Below are 16,157 nucleotides of genomic sequence, written 5' to 3'. Positions count from 1 at the left end.
AGCCCGCCAATAACGGCCCACAGTGCTAAAGTCGCACCCCTCGATTGTGCTTTTCCCAAGGAAGCCGTTATGCCGGATGCGACGTCCCTCAGCGCTGGGTTCATGGTGGTTCACGGCAACCGCCTGGACGAGCTGCGCAGCCTGGTGGTCAGTTGGATGCGCCGTTACCCCTTGGCGCCCCTGGAAAACGAAATCGCTCTGGTGCAAAGCAACGGCATCGCCCAATGGCTCAAGCTGGCCCTGGCCGAAGATCCGCAGGACGACGACATGGGCGGCTGCGGTATTGCCGCCGCCATCGACGTTCAACTGCCCGGCAGCTTCATGTGGCAGCTCTATCGCATGGTGCTGGGCCGCGACGAAATCCCGCCCAAATCGCTGCTCGATAAGGCGCCCCTGACCTGGCGCCTGATGCGTCTGCTGCCGGAGCTGATCGACCAGCCACACTTCGAGCCGCTGCAGCGTTTTTTGACCGACGACACCGACCTGCGCAAACGCTACCAACTCGCCGAACGCCTGGCTGACCTGTTCGACCAGTACCAGGTCTACCGCGCCGATTGGCTGGAAGACTGGGCCGCCGGCCGCCATCAATTACGCAACGGTCGAGGCGAGTCCAAACCCCTCAATCCCGCCAATTGCTGGCAAGCCGAATTATGGCGCGCACTGCTGCTGGATGTGGGAGAGCAGGGCATGGCCCAAAGTCGCGCCGGTGTGCATCAGCGCTTCATCGAACGCATCAACAGCCTTGAGCAAGCGCCAAAGGGCCTGCCTTCGCGAGTGATCGTCTTCGGCATTTCATCACTGCCCGCCCAGGCGCTCGAAGCCCTCGCCGGCCTGGCCCGATTCAGCCAGGTGCTGCTCTGCGTGCACAACCCTTGCCGCCATCATTGGTCCGACATCGTTGCCGACAAGGACCTGCTGCGCAACGAGTACAAACGCCAGGCGCGCAAAGCCGGCATGCCCGTCACCCTCGACCCGCAAACCCTGCACCAGCACGCGCACCCGCTGCTCGCCGCGTGGGGTAAGCAGGGGCGCGACTACATCAGCCTGCTGGACAGTTACGACGACCCCAGCAGCTATCGCGCCGCGTTCCGCGACGGTCGCATCGACCTGTTCAGCGACAGCGAGCCCACCACGCTGCTCAACCAGCTGCAGGACGACATTCTCGAACTGCGCCCCTTGAGTGAAACCCGCGAAATGTGGCCCGCCGTCGACCTGCAGCGCGATACCTCAGTCCGCTTCCACATCGCCCACAGCGCCCAACGCGAAGTCGAAATCCTCCACGACCAACTGCTCCAGCGCTTCAGCGCCGACCCCACGCTGCGCCCTCGGGACATCATCGTCATGGTCCCCGACGTCGACAGCTACGCGCCGCATATTCGCGCGGTGTTCGGTCAACTCGAACGCAGCGATCCACGTTTCATTCCGTTCACGCTCACCGACCAGGGCCAGCGCGGCCGCGATCCGTTGCTGATTGCCGTCGAGCACCTGCTCAAACTGCCTGACAGCCGCTTCCCCGTCAGTGAAATCCTCGACCTGCTCGACGTGCCCGCCCTGCGCGAACGTTTCGCCATCAAGGAGCGCGACCTGCCCACCCTGCATCGCTGGATCGAAGGCGCCGGTATCCGCTGGGGCCTTAACGCCGAACAGCGCGCCGGCCTGGGCCTGCCGCCAGCGCTGGAGCAGAACAGCTGGCGATTCGGCCTGCGTCGCATGTTGCTCGGCTACGCGGTCGGCACCGGTATGGCCTGCGACGGCATCGAGCCCTACGACGAAATCGGCGGCCTCGATGCTGCCCTGATCGGCCCGCTGGTGGCCCTGCTCGACGCGCTCAATGACGCCCATCAAGCCCTGTCGCAAGCCGCGTCGCCGAGGGTATGGGGCGAACGCCTGCAGCGCCTGATGCAACGGTTCTTCCTGGCCAGCAGCGAACATGACGACTACCTGCTGGGCCAGCTCGAACAGTTGAGAGAAACCTGGCTGGAAACCTGTGAGTCCGTCGGCCTGCAGGACGAATTACCCCTCACCGTGGTGCGCGAAGCGTGGTTGGCCGGTCTGGATCAGGGCCGCCTGTCCCAGCGTTTCCTCGCCGGGGCTGTCAATTTCTGCACCCTGATGCCCATGCGCGCCATCCCCTTCAAGCTGGTGTGCCTGCTCGGCATGAACGACGGCGACTACCCGCGCGCGCAACCGCCGCTGGATTTCGACCTGATGGGCAGCGACTACCGTCCCGGCGACCGTTCACGCCGCGAAGACGACCGCTACCTGCTGCTCGAAGCCCTGCTCTCGGCCCGCGACCAGCTCTATATCAGTTGGGTGGGCCGCAGCATTCGCGACAACAGCGACCGGCCGGCCTCGGTGCTGATCGGCCAGTTGCGCGACCATATCGCCAGCGGCTGGCAAAACCTCCAGGACGCTCCATTGCTGGAGGCCATGACCCAGGAACACCCGCTCCAACCGTTCAGCGCCCGCTACTTCCACGAAGGCGACGCGCTGTTCAGTTACGCCCGCGAATGGCAGATGCTGCACCAGGCGACCGACGCCCCACCCATCGCAGACGCACTCGCACCGCATCAGCAGGAAGAACCCCTGAGCCTCGGCCAATTGCAGGATTTTTTGCGCAACCCGGTCAAACATTTCTTCAGCCAGCGTCTGAAGGTGTTCTTCGAAGCCGCCGAAGTACCGCTGGCGGACGAAGAACCTTTCGTCCTCGACGCCCTGCAACGCTACAGCCTGAGCGACAGTTTACTCAACGCCGCCCTGACCCGACCCGATCAGCTCGACCAGGCCCTCAGCGCCCAGGCCCTGCGCCTGCAAGGCAGCGGCCTGCTGCCCATGGTCGGTTTCGGCGAATGCCTGCGCAACGAGTTGATCGAGCCGTTGCCCGACTTGCTGCAGCGCTATCAACAATTGCTCGCGCTTTGGCCCACGCCCCACACCGGCGCAGAACCGATCAGCTTCGACTACCAGGGTATTCAACTGGACGGCTGGGTCAGCGGCCTGCATCGGCGCAGTGATGGCGGATTACTGAGCGTCACCACCATCCCCAACAGCATCGGCTCGATCAAGACACGCAAGTGGCATCGCCTGATTCGGCCCTGGGTTAACCATGTAGTGGCCTGCGCCTGCGGACTGCCATTGAGCACCGGCCTGGTCGCCAGCGACGACACCTTGCTGCTGGCCCCACTGGAAAAGGCCGCGGCCCAAGCCCTGCTCAACGACCTGCTGCTGGCCTGGCACACCGGCATGAGCAAGCCGCTGCCAGTCGCCGTCAAAACCGCGTTTGCCTGGCTGGGCCAAACCGACCCCGTCAAGGCGCAGGCGGCCGCCAGCAAAGCCTACGAAGGCGATGGCATTACCACTGATGGCGAGCGCCGTGAAAGCCCGGCACTCACCCGGCAATTTCCCGACTATGCCGCGCTCACCGCCAGCGAAGAGTTCGAAGGCTGGGCCGAAACCCTGTATCGCCCGCTGATCAATGCGTCCTGGCGATCACTCACCCGCGAGGAGGCCGGCGCATGACCCGCACACCCCTGGCCCTGGCGTTCCCGCTCAAAGGCAGCCAACTGATCGAAGCCAGCGCCGGCACCGGCAAGACCTTCACCATTTCGGCCCTGTACCTGCGCCTGGTGCTCGGCCACGGTGGCGAAACGTCCGGTTTTGGTCACGAGTTGCTGCCGCCGCAAATTCTCGTGGTGACCTTCACCGACGCCGCCACCAAGGAACTGCGCGAACGCATCCGCATCCGCCTGGCCGAAGCCGCACGCTTTTTCCGCGTTGAAATCGAACAGCCGGACGCGCTGATCGCCGACCTGCGCGACGAATACCCGCCCGAGCTATGGCCTGCCTGCGCCAATCGCCTGGACATCGCCGCGCAGTGGATGGACGAAGCAGCCGTCTCGACCATCCACAGCTGGTGCCAGCGCATGCTGCGCGAACATGCCTTCGACAGCGGCAGCCTGTTCACCCAGACCCTGGAAACCGACCACAGCGATCTGCTGGGCGAGGTGCTGCGCGATTACTGGCGGCTGTTCTGCTACCCCCTGCACGACGACGCACTCAACTGGGTGCGCAACCACTGGGGGGGCCCGGCCGCGCTCATGCCACGGGTGCGCGCGCTGTTCGGCAGCGAGCGGCCGACCGACGAGACCCGCGAGCCGGCCGAGCTGATCAACGCCTGCCTGCAGGAACGCCGTGAAGCGCTGATCCACCTCAAGGCGCCCTGGCAACAATGGGCAGCGGAATTGCGTGAGATCTGCCTGCAGGCCGTCGCCGCCAAAGCGGTTGACGGCCGCAAGATGCAGGCCCGTTACTTCGAGCCGTGGTTCGAAAAAATCAGCGCCTGGGCTGCCGACGAAAGCCTGGAGCAGTTGGACATCGGCACCGGCTTCACGCGGCTTACCCCGGACGGCATGGCCGAAGCCTGGAAGGGCGACCCGCCGCAGCATCCCGGCATCGAGGCCATGGCCGATCTCAAAGCCCGTCTTGATGCCTTGCCGACGCCCGACGCCGCCGTGCTGCAACACGCCGCCGGGTGGGTCGGCAAACGGTTTGAAGAAGAAAAACGTCGCCGCGCCGAAATGGGCTTTGACGACATGCTGATCCGCCTCAACGCCGCCCTGCAAGCCGAAGGCGGCGAGCGCCTGGCCAGTGTGATCCGCGAGCAGTTCCCGGTGGCCCTGATCGACGAATTCCAGGACACCGACCCGGTGCAGTACAGCATCTTCGACAGCATTTACCGTATCGAAGAAAACCACCTCGACAGCGGCCTGTTCCTGATCGGCGACCCCAAGCAGGCGATCTACGCGTTCCGGGGCGCCGACATCTATACCTACTTGCGCGCGCGCAAATCCACCCTCGGCCGCCATCACACGCTGGGCACCAATTTCCGTTCCAGCCATGCCATGGTCGAGGCGGTAAACCATGTGTTCCAGCGTGCGGAAACAGGCCGTGGCGCGTTTCTGTTTCGTGAGCCCAACGGCGATAACCCGGTACCGTTCCACGCGGTGCTGGCCCAGGGCCGCAAGGAACAGTTGCAGGTCAATGGTCAGACGCTGCCGGCGCTGAACCTCTGGCACCTGCCCACCGATCAGCCGATTTCCAACGTCATCTATCGCAAGCATCTGGCTGCTGTCTGCGCGACGCAGATTGTCGAGCTGCTCAACGGTGGGCAACAAGGCACGGCTGGTTTCCGGCAGCAGGATGACCGCTTCAATGGCGTGCTGCCGTCAGACATCGCCATCCTGGTGCGCGATGGCAAGGAAGCCCAGGCCGTGCGTGCCGAGTTGGCCGCCCGTGGCGTGCGCAGTGTGTACCTGTCCGATAAGGATTCAGTGTTCGCCGCTCAGGAAGCCCACGACCTGCTGGCCTGGCTCAAAGCCTGCGCCGAGCCCGACGTCGAGCGCCCACTGCGCGCCGCGCTGGCCTGCGTCACCTTGAACCTGTCGCTGGCGGAACTGGAGCGCCTGAACCAGGATGAACTGGCGTGGGAAACCCGCGTGATGCAGTTTCGTGGCTACCGCGCGATCTGGCGCAACCAGGGCGTGCTGCCGATGCTGCGTCGCTTACTGCATGATTTCAAACTGCCGCAAACGCTGATCGCCCGCAGCGATGGCGAACGGGTGCTGACCAACCTGCTGCACCTGAGCGAGTTATTGCAACAGGCGGCCTCGGAACTCGATGGCGAGCAGGCGCTGATCCGTCATTTGGCCGAACACCTGGCGCTGTCCGGTCAGGCCGGTGAAGAGCAGATCCTGCGCCTGGAGAGCGACGAGCAACTGGTCAAGGTGGTGACCATTCACAAGTCCAAGGGCCTGGAATATAACCTCGTTTTCCTGCCGTTCATCTGCTCGGCCAAACCGGTGGATGGCAGCCGCTTGCCGCTGCATTACCACGATCAACAGGGTAAGTCCCAGGTCAGCCTGCGTCCCACCGCCGAGCTGATCGCCCAAGCCGACGACGAGCGCCTGGCCGAAGACCTGCGCCTGCTCTATGTGGCCCTCACGCGCGCCAAACATGCGTGTTGGCTCGGCATCGCCGACCTCAAGCGCGGCAACACCAGCAGCTCGGTGCTGCACCTGTCGGCGCTCGGCTATCTGCTCGGTGCCGGCGCCGCGCTGGGCGAGTCTGCCGGGCTGGCGCGCTGGTTGCTGGACCTGGCGCAAGGTTGCCCGGCGGTGCACTACAGCGAGGTGCCCGACCCGCAGGGCAATGTCTTCCACCCGCCGCGCAACCAGGCCACCTTGCGGGCGCCGTTGCTGCCCACGCGCAAGGCGGCAGAAAACTGGTGGATCGCGTCCTACAGTGCCCTGCGCATTGGCGACAGCATGAGCGCCGCCCCCCTCGAAGCGCCGGAAAGCCCCCAGGCCCAGAAGCTGTTCGATGACGAACGCCTCGACCCCGATGCCCCGCGCGAAGTGGCAGCGTCCGGCGGCGATATTCACCGTTTCCCACGTGGCCCTAACCCCGGGACCTTCCTTCACGGGTTGCTCGAGTGGGCCGGTGAGGAAGGTTTCGACGTGACCCCACAGGCGCTCGAAAAAGCCGTCGGCGCGCGCTGCAATCGCCGCAACTGGGAAGGCTGGATCGTCACCCTCAGCAGTTGGCTGGGCCATCTGTTGGAAACGCCGCTGCCCCTGCATGACGATCAGGTCACGCTCAGCGGTCTGCAGCACTATCAGATCGAGATGGAATTCTGGTTCGCCAGTCACAAGGTCGATGTGCTCGCCCTCGACAGGCTGGTGTGTCAGCACACCCATCACGGCGTGTCGCGCGTGGCTGCCGAACCGGTATTGCTCAATGGCATGTTCAAAGGCTTTATCGACCTCACGTTCGAACACGAGGGCCGCTACTACGTGGCCGACTACAAATCCAACTGGCTCGGTCCCGATGATTCGGCCTACACCGTCGAGGCCATGGAACAGTCGATCCTCGAGCATCGGTACGACCTGCAATACGTCCTCTACCTGCTGGCCCTGCATCGCCAGCTCAAGGCCCGTTTGCCCGATTACGACTATGACCGGCATGTCGGCGGTGCGCTTTACCTGTTCCTGCGGGGCACCCAGGCCGCCAGCCAGGGCGCGTATTTCACCCGGCCACCGCGCGCGCTGATCGAGGGGCTTGACCTGCTGTTCCAGGGTAAATCGATACCGCCCAAGGCTGAGCCCGCGTGGGAACAAGGAGTGCTGTTATGAGCCTGTCGCCGCTACCGCTGGAGGCACTGGCGCCCTTGATCCGCGCCGCCGACCTGCTGCAACTGCTCGAACGTTGGGTCGAACGTGGCTGGCTGCGTGCGCTGGACAAAGCCTTCGTCGGCTTCCTGCATGAGCTTGATCCGCACGCCGACCCCCTGGTGTTGCTGGCGGCGGCCTTGACCAGTCACCAGCTTGGCCACGGCCATGTGTGCCTGGACCTGTTCGAAACCCTCAAGGCAGCGGATTTCGCCCTGTCGTTGCCACCCGAAGGCGACCTGCAGACCGGCGCCATGCTGCTGCCGTCGCAACTGCTCGACGGCCTTGACGGCGCCCATTGGTGCCAGGCCCTGGCGGCCAGCCCGTTGGTCGCGTTGGCCGTCGATGACAGCGAGTCCGCCCACAGCCGGCCGTTGGTGCTGGCCGGCAAACGCCTGTACCTGCGCCGTTACTGGGCCTATGAGCGGCGCATCGACACGGCGTTGCGCCTGCGCCTGGCCACCGAAGAAACCGTCTCGCCCGACTTGCCCCAACGCTTGAACGGCCTGTTCGAACACGCCCCGCCGGATGGCGTGATCGACTGGCAGAAACTCGCCTGCGCCCTGGCCACCCGCGGTGCGTTCAGCATCGTCACCGGCGGCCCCGGCACCGGCAAGACCACCACCGTGGTACGCCTGCTCGCGCTGTTGCAGGCGCCCGCCGTGGAGGCCGGCAGCCCGTTGCGCATTCGTCTGGCCGCGCCCACCGGCAAGGCCGCCGCGCGCCTGACAGAATCCATCAGCCAGCAAGTGTTGTCGCTCAATGTGCCGCAGGGCGTGAAGGACAAGATCCCGACCCAGGTCACCACCGTTCACCGCTTGCTCGGCAGCCGCCCAGGCACCCGGCACTTTCGTCATCACCTGGGCAACCCGCTGCCGCTGGATTTGCTGGTGGTGGACGAAGCCTCGATGATCGACCTGGAAATGATGGCCAACCTGCTCGACGCCTTGCCGTCTCACGCGCGGCTGGTGCTGCTGGGTGACAAGGACCAGCTCGCCTCGGTGGAGGCCGGTGCCGTGCTCGGCGACCTGTGCCGCGACGCCGAGGCCGGCTGGTACAGCCCACAGACGCGGCAATGGCTGCAAGCGGTCAGCGGCGAAGACCTCAGTGCCAGCGACTTGCAGGAAGACCTCGACGCCAGCCACCCGCTGGCGCAACAAGTGGTGATGCTGCGTTACTCGCGGCGTTTTGGCGAAGGCAGCGGCATCGGCCAGCTGGCGCGCTGGGTCAACCAGCAAAACGCCGAACAGGCACGTGCACTGTTGGCCGCGCGCAGCCACAGCGACCTGTTCTGCGTCAGCCTCAAGGGCGAGCACGACCACGCCCTGGAACGGCTGGTGCTGGACGGGCAGGGCGATGGCGCCCAGGGTTATCGCTACTACCTGAACCTGCTGCAGTCCGCGCGCCCGCCGCTCGATACCCCACGCGAAGACCCCGCCTGGACCCACTGGGCGCAACAACTGTTGCAAGCCTTCGACGCGTTCCAGTTGCTCTGCGCCGTGCGCAAGGGCCCCTGGGGCGTGGAAGGCCTCAACCTGCGTATCACCGCCGCCTTGCGCAAAGTGAAGCTGATCGAAGGCGACGAGCAATGGTACGAAGGGCGCCCGGTCTTGATGACGCGCAATGACTACGGCCTTGGGCTGATGAACGGCGACATTGGCATCGCCCTGAAACTGCCGGAAAGTGACGGCGGCCCGCAGGTATTGCGCGTGGCCTTTCCGCGCAACGACGGCCAGGGCGGCGTGCGCTTTGTGCTGCCCAGCCGCTTGAATGATGTGGAAACCGTGTACGCCATGACCGTGCACAAGTCCCAGGGCTCCGAGTTCACCCACACTGCGCTGATCCTGCCGGATGCGCTCAACCCGGTGCTCACCAAAGAGCTGATCTACACCGGCATCACCCGCGCCAAACGCTGGTTCAGCCTGATCGAACCGCGTGGCGGCGTGTTCGAAGAAGCGGTGCGGCGCAAGGTCAAGCGCTTGAGCGGGTTGATGCTGGAACTGGGCCAGGACACAGTAGAGGCTGACTGAACGGACCCTCCATTCTCAATCTGTAATGCAATCAAAGTGTGGGAGGGGGCTTGCTCCCGATAGCAGAGTGTCAGGCACTGATAGGTCACTGACTCACAGCCATCGGGAGCAATCCCACTCCCACATTTAATCGGCAAATCGCATCTCCCGCGTTTCCCCCATCAACAACCGCTGGTTCTGCTCCGTCACCTCACGGATGTAATCCCACAGCAGGGTGATCCGTTTGAGCTTGCGCAAATCCTCCCGGCAGTACATCCAGAACTGCCGCGTAATCGCAATCTGCTCCCCCAGCACTGGCAGCAAGCGTGGGTCCTGCGCCGCGAGAAAGCATGGCAATATCGCCAGCGACCGCCCTTGCTGCGCGGCCACGTACTGCGCGATTACGCTGGTGCTGCGCAAGCTGGCGCTGGCACCTGGCACCACGTTGGCGAGGTACAGCAACTCTGAACTGAACGCCAGGTCATCCACGTAGCTGATAAACGGATGCTCGGCCAGATCTGCCGGACGCTGGATCGGTGGGTGCCGGTCGAGGTAGTCCTGGGTCGCGTACAGCTGCAATTGGTAATCGCACAGTTTGCAGCACACATACGGCCCGTGTTCCGGGCGTTCCAGGGCGATGACGATGTCGGCTTCGCGCTTGGACAGGCTGATGAAGTGGGGCAGGGGCAGGATGTCCACCGAGATGGCGGGATAGGTGTCGACGAAATGGCTCAACTGCGGCGTGATGAAAAAACTGCCAAAGCCCTCGGTGCAGCCCATGCGCACATGGCCGGACAACGCCACGCCGGAGCCGGACACCTGCTCGCAGGCCATGTGCAACGTGCTTTCGATGGACTCGGCGTAACCGAGCAAACGCTGGCCCTCGGCGGTGAGCACGAAGCCGTTGGTGCGGGATTTTTCGAACAGCAGCGTGCCGAGGGACACTTCCAGCGAAGTGATGCGCCGCGACACCGTGGTGTAGTCCACTGCCAGGCGCTTGGCCGCAACGCTGGCCTTGCGGGTACGCGCCACTTCGAGAAAAAACTTCAGGTCATCCCAGTTCAGGGAGCCCAGTGAGGTGATGTTTTTTTGCATATTGGACCGGCTTTTATGTGCGTTCTTATTAGAGATTTGCACATCTATACTCCAAAAACAGTCCGAACGCCTCACTTCCCAAGGCGGTTCACGCGCCTTGTCTCTGCATAACTATAAGATTTGGAGACCACATGAACGCATCCACCGACATTTCCGTGCAACGGGTCAAGCTGCTGATCGACGGTGAGTGGGTCGAATCCGGCACCACCCAATGGCAGGACATCGTCAACCCGGCGACCCAGGAGGTGCTGGCCAAAGTCCCGTTTGCCACCGCTGACGAAATCAACGCCGCCATCGACGCCGCCCATCGCGCCTTCCAGACCTGGAAACTGACCCCGATTGGCGCGCGCATGCGCATCATGCTCAAGCTGCAAGCGTTGATCCGCGAACATTCCAAACGCATCGCCGCAGTCCTCAGCGCCGAGCAGGGCAAGACCATCGCTGACGCCGAGGGCGATATTTTTCGCGGGCTGGAAGTGGTCGAGCACGCCTGCTCCATCGGTACCCTGCAAATGGGCGAGTTCGCCGAAAACGTTGCCGGCGGTGTCGACACCTACACCCTGCGCCAGCCCATCGGCGTGTGCGCCGGCATCACGCCGTTCAACTTCCCCGCAATGATTCCGCTGTGGATGTTCCCGATGGCCATCGCCTGCGGCAACACTTTTGTGCTCAAACCGTCCGAGCAGGACCCGCTGTCCACCATGCTGCTGGTGGAGCTGGCGCTGCAAGCCGGTGTGCCGGCCGGCGTGCTCAACGTGGTGCACGGCGGCAAGGACGTGGTGGATGCGCTGTGCACCCATACACACATCAAGGCCGTGTCCTTCGTCGGCTCGACCGCCGTCGGCACCCACGTTTATGACCTGGCCGGCAAACATGGCAAGCGCGTGCAGTCGATGATGGGCGCGAAGAACCACGCGGTGGTGCTGCCGGATGCCAACCGCGAACACACGCTCAATGCTTTGGTGGGCGCCGGTTTCGGCGCGGCGGGTCAGCGCTGCATGGCCACTTCGGTGGTGGTGTTGGTGGGCGCGGCCAAGCAATGGCTACCGGACCTCAAGGCGCTGGCGCAGAAACTCAAGGTGAATGCTGGCAGCGAAGCGGGCACGGATGTCGGCCCGGTGATCTCCAGGCGTGCCAAGGCGCGCATCCTGGCGTTGATCGAAAGCGGCGTGAAAGAAGGCGCCACGCTGGAGCTGGACGGCCGCGATATCAAGGTGCCGGGCTTCGAGCAAGGCAACTTTGTCGGGCCCACCCTGTTCTCGGGCGTGACCACGGACATGCAGATTTACACCGAGGAAATCTTCGGCCCGGTGCTGGTCGTGCTGGAAGTCGCCACGCTGGATGAGGCCATCGCGCTGGTCAACGCCAACCCGTTCGGTAACGGCACCGGCCTGTTCACCCAGAGCGGCGCGGCGGCGCGCAAGTTCCAGAGCGAAATCGACGTGGGTCAGGTCGGCATCAACATTCCGATCCCGGTGCCGGTGCCGTTCTTCAGCTTTACCGGCTCGCGCGGCTCCAAGCTTGGCGACCTCGGCCCCTACGGCAAGCAAGTGGTGCAGTTCTATACCCAGACCAAAACCGTCACCAGCCGCTGGTTCGACGACGACACGGTCAACGATGGCGTCAACACCACTATCAACCTGCGCTGAGTGGGGGAGACGATCATGAAAATTGCATTTATCGGCCTGGGCAATATGGGCGCACCCATGGCCCGCAACCTGATCAAGGCCGGCCACGCGCTGAACCTGTTCGACCTGAATCAGACCGTGCTCAAGGAACTCGCCGAACTGGGCGGCACGATCAGCGGCTCACCGCGTGACGCTGCCCAGGGCGCCGAACTGGTGATCAGCATGCTGCCGGCCGCCGCCCATGTGCGCAGCGTGTGGCTCAATGAAGACGGCGTACTCGCCGGTATCGGCCACGGCGTGCCAGCGGTGGATTGCAGCACCATCGACCCGCAGACCGCACGCGACGTGGCGGCCGCTGCCGCCGAGTACGGCGTGGTGATGGCTGATGCGCCGGTGTCTGGCGGCACCGGCGGGGCGCAGGCCGGGACGCTGACCTTTATGGTGGGCGCCACGCCGCAATTGTTCGCCACCCTGCAGCCGGTGCTGGCGCAGATGGGCCGCAACATTGTGCATTGCGGTGAGGTGGGCACCGGGCAAATCGCCAAGATCTGCAACAACCTGCTGCTGGGCATCAGCATGGTCGGCGTCAGCGAAGCCATGGCGCTGGGCGACGCATTGGGCATCGACACCCAGGTGCTGGCGGGCATCATCAACAGCTCCACCGGGCGTTGCTGGAGTTCGGACACCTACAACCCGTGGCCGGGCGTGATCGAAACCGCGCCGTCATCACGCGGTTACACCGGCGGCTTCGGCGCCGACCTGATGCTCAAGGACCTGGGCCTGGCCACCGAAGCGGCGCGCCAGGCCAAGCAGCCCCTGATCCTCGGCGCGGTGGCCCAGCAGTTGTATCAATCGATGAGCCAGCGCGGGGAAGGGGGCAAGGACTTTTCGGCGATCATCAACAGCTATCGCAAGCCCAAATAGCAGGACTTTTGCGCCTTTGTGGCGAGCGGGCTTGCCCCGCGTTGGGCTGCGCAGCAGCCCCAATCCAGGCACCGCGATTTTCCGCAAAGATCGCGGTGAGAGATTTCAGGGCTGCTACGCACCCCCAACGCGGGGCAAGCCCTAATGCCGTTCAGTTAAGCGCAGATTCCCTGTGGCGAGCAGGCTTGTCCTGCGTTGGGCTGCGCAGCAGCCCCAAAGCCAGACGCTGAGCCGTATCAGGTACACCGCGTTTTGCTTGATTGGGGGCGCTTCGCACCCCAACGCGGGGCAAGCCCGCTCGCCACAACGCACTACGCGTATCAGGCAAACACAAAATACTTGCGCACCGTCTCCACCACTTCCCACGTGCCCTTCATCCCGGGCTCCACCACAAAGATATCCCCGGCGCGCAAGTGAATCGGCTCCATGCCCTCAGGGGTGATCACGCAGTAGCCTTCCTGGAAGTGGCAGTATTCCCACTTCACGTACTCCACGTACCACTTGCCCGGCGTGCAGATCCAGGTGCCCATGATCTTGCTGCCGTCTTCGCTGGTGTAGGCGTTGAGGTTGACCGTGTGGGGATCGCCTTCGAGCTTCTCCCATTTGCATGCGTCCAGGACCGGCAGGGGATGGGTGTCGCGCAGTACGGTGATGGGCTTGGACATGATGACTCCGAGGCAGGGAAGGGAAGGATGCACCCTAAGGCCTCGGGCGTTGCGTCAGTGGTCTGAACTCGACATCAGGATGTCTGTAAGCGCATGAGGTGTGGGAAGGGATGTCCCTTCCCACATCCAATCAGTGTGCTGGCGCAGCGTTTGCGTTTCTTATCCGCACCCGGTAGGCCAGGTAGATGATCCCCACCCACACCGGCATCGCGTACACCGACTCGCGAATTCCCGGAATCGCCAGCATCACGCTGATGATCATCACCATGAACGCCAGGCACAGGTAGTTGCTGAACGGGAACCAGAAAGTCTTGAACGACGGCGTCACGCCTTGCTCGCCCATGGCCTTGCGGAACTTGATGTGGGTGATGCTGATCAGCGCCCAGTTGATCATCAGCGAGGCAACCGCCAGTGCAAACAGCAGCTCCAGCGCACTTTTGGGGGCCACGTAGTTGACCACCACGCAGAGCAGCGTCACCAGCGCCGAAACCGCCAGCGCCCGCAGTGGCACGCCCTGCTTGTTGAGCTTCATCAGCGCCTTGGGCGCATCGCCCTGCTCGGCCAGGCCGAACAGCATGCGGCTGTTGCAGTACACGCCGCTGTTGTACACCGACAGCGCCGCGGTCAGCACCACGAAATTGAGGATGTGCGCGGCGGTGTCGTTGCCGATCAGCGAGAAGATCTGCACAAACGGGCTGCCGCTGTAGGCATCGCCCGAGGCGCCGAGGGTTTGCAGCAATTGGTCCCATGGGTACAGCGACAGCAGTACGGTCAGCGCGCCGACGTAGAAAATCAGGATGCGGTAGACCACCTGGTTGATCGCTTTGGGGATCACCTTGCGTGGCTCGCTGGCTTCGGCGGCGGTGATGCCTACCAGCTCCAGGCCACCGAACGAGAACAGGATGAACGCCATGGCCATCAACAGCCCCATGCCGCCATTGGGGAAGAACCCGCCGTGACTCCACAGGTTGCTGACCGACGCCTGCGGGCCACCGCTGCCGCTGAACAGCAGGTAGCCGCCGAGCATGATCATGCCGACGATTGCCACCACCTTGATGATCGCGAACCAGAACTCGGCCTCACCGAAGATCTTCACGTTCAGGGTGTTGATCAGGTTCACGGCGGCGAAGAAAACCAGCGCGCTGACCCAGGTCGGAATCTCGGGCCACCAGAACTGGATGTACTTGCCCACCGCCGTCAGTTCGGCCATGCCCACCAGCACGTAGAGCACCCAGTAGTTCCAGCCCGACAGAAAACCCGCGTAACCGCCCCAGTATTTATGGGCAAAGTGGCTGAACGAGCCGGCCACCGGCTCCTCGACGATCATCTCGCCAAGCTGGCGCATCATCAGGAACGCGATGAAACCGGCAATCGCGTAACCCAGGATCATCGACGGCCCCGCCGACTTGAGCACCCCGGCGGAACCGAGGAACAGGCCCGTACCAATCGCACCGCCCAGGGCGATCAACTGAATATGCCGGTTCTTCAGGCCACGCTTGAGGCCTACCGGGTTTACTGTGTCATCCGCCATTAAACATTACCTTCTACTTGTTGTTCCGCAGGATCGGTTGCACGCAGAACCCATCCCCGGACGCTGAGGGGGCAGATATTACAGAACCTTAAGTTGAATGAAGATCAAAATGTGGGAGCGGCTTGCTCAAGGCTTCCCACAGCGCCTTGGCATACCCCGGCAACTGCTCGAACGAGCGCGCGCACAGCAGCAACCGACGACGGGCCCACTCTTCCGCCAGCGCTTGAGCCTTGAAGGCACTCGGCACCGGCCCGCGCGCCAGCGCCGCCTGTGGCACGATCCCGATGCCTGCTCCACCGGCCACCATGCGCATCAACCCCTCGAAGCCATCGGCGCGGATGCGGGTTTGCAGGCGAAACCCTGCGTGCAGGGCCTGTTCCTCCAGGTACACCGCCAGCGCACTATGGGCGGCCAGGCCGACGTAGTCGTGTTGCAGGCTGTCGATAAAGCTGACCGGGGCGGCTGCCAAGGGATGATCCAGCGGCATGATCAGCACCAGCGGGTCATCGCGAAAGGGCAGGGTCTGCAAGCCATGGGTGTCGACCGCGTCGGAGATGATGCCCAGGTCCGCCGTGCCCTGGCGCAGGGCCTGGGTGATGCGCAGGCTCGGCAGCTCCTGCAGGTCGATATCGAGGTTGGGGTGTTCGCGTAGAAACGCCGCCAGCAGTTCCGGCAGGTATTCGCTGAGTGCGGTGGTGTTGCACAGCAGACGCACCTGGCCTTTGACGCCGTTGGCGTATGCCGCCAGGTCCTGTTGCAGGTGGTCGGCCTGTTGCAGCAGCAGCCGTGCATGGCGGGCCAGGGCTTTGCCGGCGGGCGTTGGCGCGACGCCACGGCGGCCGCGCTCAAGAAAGGCAATGCCCAGCGAAGCTTCCATGGCGCGGATACGGGCGCTGGCGGCGGCCAGGGACAGATGGCTACGGGCGGCGCCGGCGGTGATGTTGCCGGTGTCGAGGGTATGCAGGTAGAGGCGCAGGTCGATCAGGTCAAAGTGCATGGCTGGATTTCCGGTGACTGGGCTGACGCTATCGGGAGCAAGCCCCCTCCCACACTTGAAGGTATTCACACGTCATCATGTG

At 63.9% G+C, this 16,157-nt stretch carries 9 protein-coding genes; 5 read left to right on the top strand and 4 right to left on the bottom strand.

The features are described from left to right. The first annotated feature begins 69 nt into the window (after positions 1 to 69). Genes recC through recD form a run of 3 tightly spaced genes read left to right on the top strand, consistent with a single transcriptional unit; the run spans position 70 to position 9,256 of the window. Positions 70 to 3,519, top strand: coding sequence for an exodeoxyribonuclease V subunit gamma (recC, locus tag JOE32_RS13035; protein WP_209984816.1), 3,450 nt, complete (start codon positions 70 to 72; stop codon positions 3,517 to 3,519). Further along, positions 3,516 to 7,190 (top strand): exodeoxyribonuclease V subunit beta, encoded by a 3,675-nt coding sequence (recB, locus tag JOE32_RS13030; protein WP_209984812.1) that lies wholly within the window; start codon positions 3,516 to 3,518, stop codon positions 7,188 to 7,190. Before recC ends, recB begins: the two co-directional genes overlap by 4 nt. Beyond that, the gene (recD, locus tag JOE32_RS13025; RefSeq protein ID WP_209984809.1) at positions 7,187 to 9,256 is read left to right on the top strand and encodes an exodeoxyribonuclease V subunit alpha; all 2,070 of its coding nucleotides are present in this window, start codon (positions 7,187 to 7,189) and stop codon (positions 9,254 to 9,256) included. Before recB ends, recD begins: the two co-directional genes overlap by 4 nt. A gap of 126 nt (positions 9,257 to 9,382) precedes the next feature. Here the strand turns inward: recD and JOE32_RS13020 are convergent, their stop codons facing one another. Further along, positions 9,383 to 10,330: a LysR family transcriptional regulator gene (locus JOE32_RS13020; RefSeq protein WP_209984807.1), complete on the bottom strand. Its 948-nt coding sequence runs from the start codon at positions 10,328 to 10,330 to the stop codon at positions 9,383 to 9,385. A gap of 131 nt (positions 10,331 to 10,461) precedes the next feature. Here JOE32_RS13020 and JOE32_RS13015 point away from each other — a divergent pair, with 131 nt between their 5' ends. Both JOE32_RS13015 and mmsB read left to right on the top strand, forming a co-directional pair. Next, positions 10,462 to 11,979 (top strand): CoA-acylating methylmalonate-semialdehyde dehydrogenase, encoded by a 1,518-nt coding sequence (locus tag JOE32_RS13015; protein WP_209984804.1) that lies wholly within the window; start codon positions 10,462 to 10,464, stop codon positions 11,977 to 11,979. 15 nt (positions 11,980 to 11,994) lie between these two features. Then, entirely contained in the window at positions 11,995 to 12,882 is an 888-nt protein-coding gene (mmsB, locus tag JOE32_RS13010; protein ID WP_209984800.1) for a 3-hydroxyisobutyrate dehydrogenase, read from the top strand. Between the two features lie 320 nt (positions 12,883 to 13,202). Here mmsB and JOE32_RS13005 read toward each other — a convergent pair whose 3' ends face one another. The 3 genes from JOE32_RS13005 to JOE32_RS12995 all read right to left on the bottom strand — a co-directional run bounded on the left by JOE32_RS13005 (position 13,203) and on the right by JOE32_RS12995 (position 16,075). After that, on the bottom strand, positions 13,203 to 13,547 hold the full coding sequence (locus JOE32_RS13005; RefSeq protein WP_003230905.1) for a cupin domain-containing protein: 345 nt from the start codon (positions 13,545 to 13,547) through the stop codon (positions 13,203 to 13,205). A gap of 130 nt (positions 13,548 to 13,677) precedes the next feature. Then, positions 13,678 to 15,078 carry an amino acid permease gene (locus tag JOE32_RS13000; protein ID WP_209984782.1) on the bottom strand — a complete coding sequence of 467 codons (1,401 nt, stop codon included), beginning with the start codon at positions 15,076 to 15,078 and terminating at the stop codon, positions 13,678 to 13,680. An 88-nt stretch (positions 15,079 to 15,166) separates the two neighbouring features. Continuing rightward, a complete protein-coding gene (locus JOE32_RS12995; protein ID WP_209984779.1) occupies positions 15,167 to 16,075 on the bottom strand; it encodes a LysR substrate-binding domain-containing protein in 909 nt (302 codons plus the stop codon). Positions 16,076 to 16,157: the final 82 nt, after the last annotated feature.

This window comes from Pseudomonas sp. PvP025 (assembly GCF_017832155.1).
Lineage (GTDB): Bacteria > Pseudomonadota > Gammaproteobacteria > Pseudomonadales > Pseudomonadaceae > Aquipseudomonas.
This window is presented reverse-complemented; position numbering and strand designations above follow the sequence as displayed.

What these genes read in the sequence shown, in the direction of transcription:
- recC (WP_209984816.1), top strand. Translation starts at nt 70, where the DNA reads ATGCCGGATGCGACGTCCCTCAGCGCTGGGTTCATGGTGGTTCACGGC.
- recB (WP_209984812.1), top strand. Translation starts at nt 3,516, where the DNA reads ATGACCCGCACACCCCTGGCCCTGGCGTTCCCGCTCAAAGGCAGCCAA.
- recD (WP_209984809.1), top strand. Translation starts at nt 7,187, where the DNA reads ATGAGCCTGTCGCCGCTACCGCTGGAGGCACTGGCGCCCTTGATCCGC.
- JOE32_RS13020 (WP_209984807.1), bottom strand. Translation starts at nt 10,330, where the DNA reads ATGCAAAAAAACATCACCTCACTGGGCTCCCTGAACTGGGATGACCTG.
- JOE32_RS13015 (WP_209984804.1), top strand. Translation starts at nt 10,462, where the DNA reads ATGAACGCATCCACCGACATTTCCGTGCAACGGGTCAAGCTGCTGATC.
- mmsB (WP_209984800.1), top strand. Translation starts at nt 11,995, where the DNA reads ATGAAAATTGCATTTATCGGCCTGGGCAATATGGGCGCACCCATGGCC.
- JOE32_RS13005 (WP_003230905.1), bottom strand. Translation starts at nt 13,547, where the DNA reads ATGTCCAAGCCCATCACCGTACTGCGCGACACCCATCCCCTGCCGGTC.
- JOE32_RS13000 (WP_209984782.1), bottom strand. Translation starts at nt 15,078, where the DNA reads ATGGCGGATGACACAGTAAACCCGGTAGGCCTCAAGCGTGGCCTGAAG.
- JOE32_RS12995 (WP_209984779.1), bottom strand. Translation starts at nt 16,075, where the DNA reads ATGCACTTTGACCTGATCGACCTGCGCCTCTACCTGCATACCCTCGAC.